Annotated in this window: 4 protein-coding genes; 1 reads left to right on the forward strand and 3 read right to left on the reverse strand. The window is 55.4% G+C overall.

From position 1 onward, the window contains the following. A partial coding sequence (gene metC, locus ACI9KD_RS16770) for a cystathionine beta-lyase (protein WP_414982315.1) occupies positions 1-988 on the forward strand: 988 nt, incomplete at its 5' end. A gap of 2 nt (positions 989-990) precedes the next feature. Here the strand turns inward: metC and ACI9KD_RS16775 are convergent. The 3 genes from ACI9KD_RS16775 to msbA are packed head-to-tail and all read right to left on the reverse strand — an operon-like array spanning position 991 to position 4,789. Beyond that, positions 991-1,746 carry a creatininase family protein gene (locus ACI9KD_RS16775; RefSeq protein ID WP_414982316.1) on the reverse strand — a complete coding sequence of 252 codons (756 nt, stop codon included), beginning with the start codon at positions 1,744-1,746 and terminating at the stop codon, positions 991-993. A gap of 54 nt (positions 1,747-1,800) precedes the next feature. Next, entirely contained in the window at positions 1,801-2,922 is a 1,122-nt protein-coding gene (locus ACI9KD_RS16780) for a glycosyltransferase (protein ID WP_414982317.1), read from the reverse strand. Between the two features lie 28 nt (positions 2,923-2,950). Further along, positions 2,951-4,789: a lipid A export permease/ATP-binding protein MsbA gene (gene msbA / locus ACI9KD_RS16785; protein WP_414982318.1), complete on the reverse strand. Its 1,839-nt coding sequence runs from the start codon at positions 4,787-4,789 to the stop codon at positions 2,951-2,953. Positions 4,790-5,067: the final 278 nt, after the last annotated feature.

Raw genomic sequence — 5,067 nt, forward strand, 5'->3', positions numbered from 1 at the left:
GGAGGATGCCGTTTGTGAACTCGACGGTAGCGTGGGCGCTGTGTTGGCGTCATCAGGTACTGCATCCATGGCGAGTATCCTCAATTGTTATCTTTCCCCCGGTGATCACGTCTTGATGGTTGATAGCGTGTACGGACCCACCCGAAAATTTTGTCTCGGCAGCCTCGCACGCAGGGGAGTCAGCACAACATTTTATGATCCGCTCATAGATGACGAGCTCGATACCTTGGTGCAGGACAACACGCGGATGATCTTTATGGAGTCTCCGGGGTCGGCGACCTTTGAAATTCAAGACGTTCCGGCAATTGTTGCCGTGGCAAAGCGACGTGGCTTGCTCACCGCTATCGATAACACCTGGGCAACGCCTTTGTTGTTTAACCCGCTGGAGTTTGGCGTGGATTTAGCGATGCAGTCGGGCACTAAATATCTGAATGGTCATGCGGATTGTTTGTTTGGTGTTACGACCACGGCTAGCGCTGAACTGTACGCACAGCTCCATCACCACACACTCGCCCACGGCATGCACCTCGCGCCGGATGATGCGATGTTGGCGCTGCGTGGGATGCGAACACTGGCCATTCGCCTGGAGGCGCACGACCGGGGCGCGCGGACCGTCGCCCGATGGCTTGAGACACAATCGAGAGTTCGACGTTTACTGCATCCAGCCTGGGAGTCCTGTCCGGGGCACGCAATTTTTGAACGAGATTTTCAAGGTGCAAACGGGCTCTTCGGCATAGTCATGCAGCGAAAAGATGAGATGGAAATTGCGGCCTTCGTCGACGCACTGGAGTTGTTCGGCGTCGGATTCTCCTGGGGAGGTTTTGAAAGCCTGTGTCTGCCTATGCACGCTACCCGCAATCTACCCAGTGTCGCCTTGGCTGATGACGAGACTTTGATCCGATTACACATCGGGCTTGAGTACCCCGGTGATTTAATAGCAGATCTGGCGCGGGGCTTCGCCGCGATGGATGCGCTTGCGGACGTCTAGGCTTAGGCCCCAGCCTTGGCAAAGGCGAAAAAGTCTTCTCGAAGTGCTCGCGCAGCCACAGAGATAATTTCTTCGCCGGCGGCGATGGTTGCCTGCGTCGGGTCTGACCCTATGCGGCCATCAGCAAAGCGACGACGATAGTCTTCAGCGTCGGTAAACCCGCCGCTGGGAGCAACTTTAGGGTCGAGTACTAGATCGCGAACCTGCTCTGGGTAGGCCGCATACGTGATAGCCACTTCCGAGGCTGTGGCGTGGGAACCTTCGTGCCTGGGGTGCAGGCGTTGGCAGGTACTCATAACCCCAGGCAAATCCCACCAGTTGCGTTGGCGCATGCTCAGCGGTGCAATGTCCGAGTTGGGGCCACTCAAGCTCCGTTCTGCATAGACCTCGGCAAACGCTGCGGCGATGGTGGCAATGTTGCCTCCGTGACCATTGATCCAATAAATTCGTTCAAAACCGTGTCGACGAAGAGACGCGCACCAGTCTGCGATAGCCGCGATCATGGTGCTGGGGCGCAGTGTCATGCTGCCAGGAAACCCGAGGTGGTGCTGTGCGCATCCGACGCTAAAGGTGGGCCCCACAAGGATGTCCGGGTTCTCAGCCGCCGCTGCTTCAGCAATGACCTGCGGACAAATGGCATCGGTTCCTATGAGGCCCGTGGGCCCGTGTTGCTCCATAGATCCTATGGGCAGCAAGATAGTGCGGCTGCGTTCCAGATAGGCTTCTACATCACACCAGGTAGAGAGTGACAGCAACATGCACGGCTCCTTGTTAGTTGTCTACGAAGGCATCTTGCGATTGCGCACAAAGCCTTAACTACTCGTTCTTTGTGAGCATAACAGCTCTTTGTACAGCGTCAGGGTATCGCGGGCCATGATATCCAGTAGAAAGCGATTATTGCGCCGGGGCGGGGCAATCTGTCCCGAGAGAATGGCGGTGATTTGCTGAGCCGCCGCCGCTGTGTCGCGCACAGGCACTGCACCTTTGGGGTACAGGGCATCTAGAATTTCTGCAACGCCGCCATGATCGTAGCCCACTACCGGCCTGCCTTCGCTGAGGGGCTCTAGCACCGTACGCCCGAAGGATTCGGCTTGGGTGGACAATGACAGCACTATGTCCGAGACCGAGTAAATATCACGAAGATCACCGCGATGTCCGGCAAAGCTAATATGTGCCGCAAGACCACGCTGCTCAACGGCGGCATACAATTCCCGGGCGTAGGCTATGCGCTTGGGATCTTCTCCACCGACTATGAGCCCATGTACATTTTGGCCTGCATCACGCAGTTGCTCGATCACGTCCATAAAGTCGTGATGGCCTTTTAGTCGGGTGAGGCGGCCTGCCATGGTCACTACCCGTTGATCCAATAGCTGCGGAAACTCTCGATACCATTCCGACAACCATCTTTCGCTAGGCTGATGCCCCCGGGGAAACTCCAAGGGATTGATGCCTCGATAAATAAGCTGGAGCTTGCTGGGGTCACAGCGCGGATACTTGTCCAGTACGTAACGACGGATGGATTCGGAGACAACGATGACACGCTCACCGCAGGTCACGATTTCGCTATAGCGACTCACAGAGTGCATTCCGTGTACGGTGGTAACGAGTCTAGGTCGAGTCTTTGGGTCCATGCCTCGCCAGGCAAGCCAGCAGATCCAGCCCGGCATTCGCGATCGTAAATGTAAAATGTCGAATGCTTCAGAGCTAAGCCAGCGGCGAAGTGGCCGAACGTGGCGAAGCGTTAGCGGTGACTTTTTGCCCAAAGACCAAGTCACATGTTGTGACCCCTGTTTCTCCAGACGGGTGACCAATCGACCGCCTTGAGAGAGCACGACGGACTCATGTCCGGCCTGCACGAGGGCCTTGGCGATGTCCAAAGTTCCGCGCTCGACACCCCCGGTATCCAAGGCGGGGAGTACCTGTAGAACCTTCATGAATAAAGTGTCGCTGGGAGTGCCTGCTTCATGCCTGCAGCTGCTGCCGGTGAAGCTGTGCATAAATACCCAACTGGGACAGCAGTTCCGCGTGAGTGCCTAGCTCAACAACACGGCCCTGATCCATCACGGCAATACGATCAGCCTGTTCCACGGTGGATAATCGATGGGCGATGATCACGGCTGTACGTCCTTCGAAAATTCGCTGCAATGCCTGCTGAATCAGAGTTTCGCTTTCGGCGTCCTGAGCCGAGGTCGCCTCATCAAGAATGAGAATCGGCGCATCTTTCAAAAATGCCCGAGCCAGAGCGAGGCGTTGTCGTTGCCCACCGGAGAAATCGTCACCTTCTTCACGCAGTATTGTATTCAAGCCAGCGGGCAGACGCTGAACAAACTCCAGTGCGTTGGCTTGTGCTAGCGCGGCATTAATGGCGTCGTCACCTGCGTCCGCAAGATCACCATAGGCAATATTGTCCCGAACACTCGCGGCAAACAGTGTTGTGTGTTGGCTCACAAAAGCAATTTGCCGGCGCACAGAAGTGAGCATGAGCGACTCCATGGCTTGGCCGTCTAAAAGCAGTGTGTGAGGCGGGGAGGGAAACTGCGCCGCCAAAAGGTTCGCTAAGGTCGTCTTTCCGGAGCCTGAGCGTCCTACCAGAGCTAAGGTTTCTCCTGCAGCCAGGTCAAGTGAGATACCGTGCAAGGCATCCTCATCAGCACCGGGGTACCGAAAGTGGAGGTCTCGTAGTGCATAGGCTCCCTTGGGTGCAGTCTCTAAAATCTTGCCTGATGTGCTCTCGGTTTCCTGGTCGAGCACGTCGAAAATGCTTTCTGCAGCTGCGATGCCTCGCTGAATGCGCGCATTCACCTGTGTGAGTTGCCGAAGAGGTTTTGCGACAAGGCTGGCAGCTGTGATGTAGGCCAGAAACTGACCGGCATCCATGCTGCCGCGCAGCGCGGGATCGAGACCAAACCAGAACAAACCCGCCAGGGCGCTGTAGGTCAGCCACTGAATGATGGGCGTACTGATTTCATTAACTCGAGCCAGCTTAAGATCCTGACGCAGCGCATAGCGACTGCGTTCTTTAAATCGGGCATTCTCCGAGGCGGTCCCTCCGAATCCGCGAACCACTGGAAATCCACGAATAGCTTCTGCTGCGACTCGCGTGATGCCCCCCATAGAGTCCTGAATCCGTCGGCTGTACTTTTTGAACTGTGATGAAGTAAGGCCGATAATTCCGCCGATGAGCGGGGCTAATACCACAAACAGAAGCGACAGCTTCCAGTTGAGAAAGAAGATATAGCCCATTAGCGCAATGACCGTGAGTCCCTCACGAACAATGACCTTGATCGCTGTCGATGCCGCTGCGGCAACTTGTTCGATGTTAAAAGTGATCAGGGATATAAGGTCCGCAGAGTTTCGCTGCGTGAGGTAAGCCGCGGGTAAAGTGTTGATATGAGCAAACACATCCAGGCGCAGTTGATTGACGACATGCCGGGCCACATAGGTAATGTAATAGCTGCCCAGATACGAGCCTATGCCGCGCACAGTGACAATCGCGATAAGCGCAAGAGGTAAAAAGCTACGGACCTTGTCTGCCTGATCCAGGCCGAGACGTCGCTCCCAGCTGCTCAGCATGTTTGCACCGACAACAGTGCTGTCCCCGAGGGTGTTTCCTTCAAAGGCCGCTGGAAGGTACTGCATCAACCCGGCGAATGCGGATTGAGTGAGCGCATACAAAACGAAACCGAACATACTTACCAAAAACGCTGGCCACAGCGGACGGACATAACGTAGCAAGCGAGCATAGGTCTCCAGTCCACTACTGTGGAGGGAGGCGTCGGGCTGTGAAGATTCTATATTCAAGTTCGATTGGCAAAAGTGGTGTTGAGCGCATTGTACGGGATGCACCGGGAACGGGCATCTGCCTGGCGCTGACTTTGTTAGACTGCGCACTGGATCTTTTTGAGGTTACTCCATGCGCCAATTTTTCCAAGCATCGTTACTCTCCGCTCTTTGCAGCTTTACGGCTCAGGCCTGGTCCTTTGATGCACTTAGCTATTACAAGCATCTGCATGAGAACCCTGAGTTATCGTTTCAGGAAGAGCAAACAGCCGCAACGCTTGCCAAGACCTTTATGGATG

Source organism: Congregibacter sp., from assembly GCF_047617445.1.
Taxonomy (GTDB): Bacteria; Pseudomonadota; Gammaproteobacteria; order Pseudomonadales; family Halieaceae; genus Congregibacter.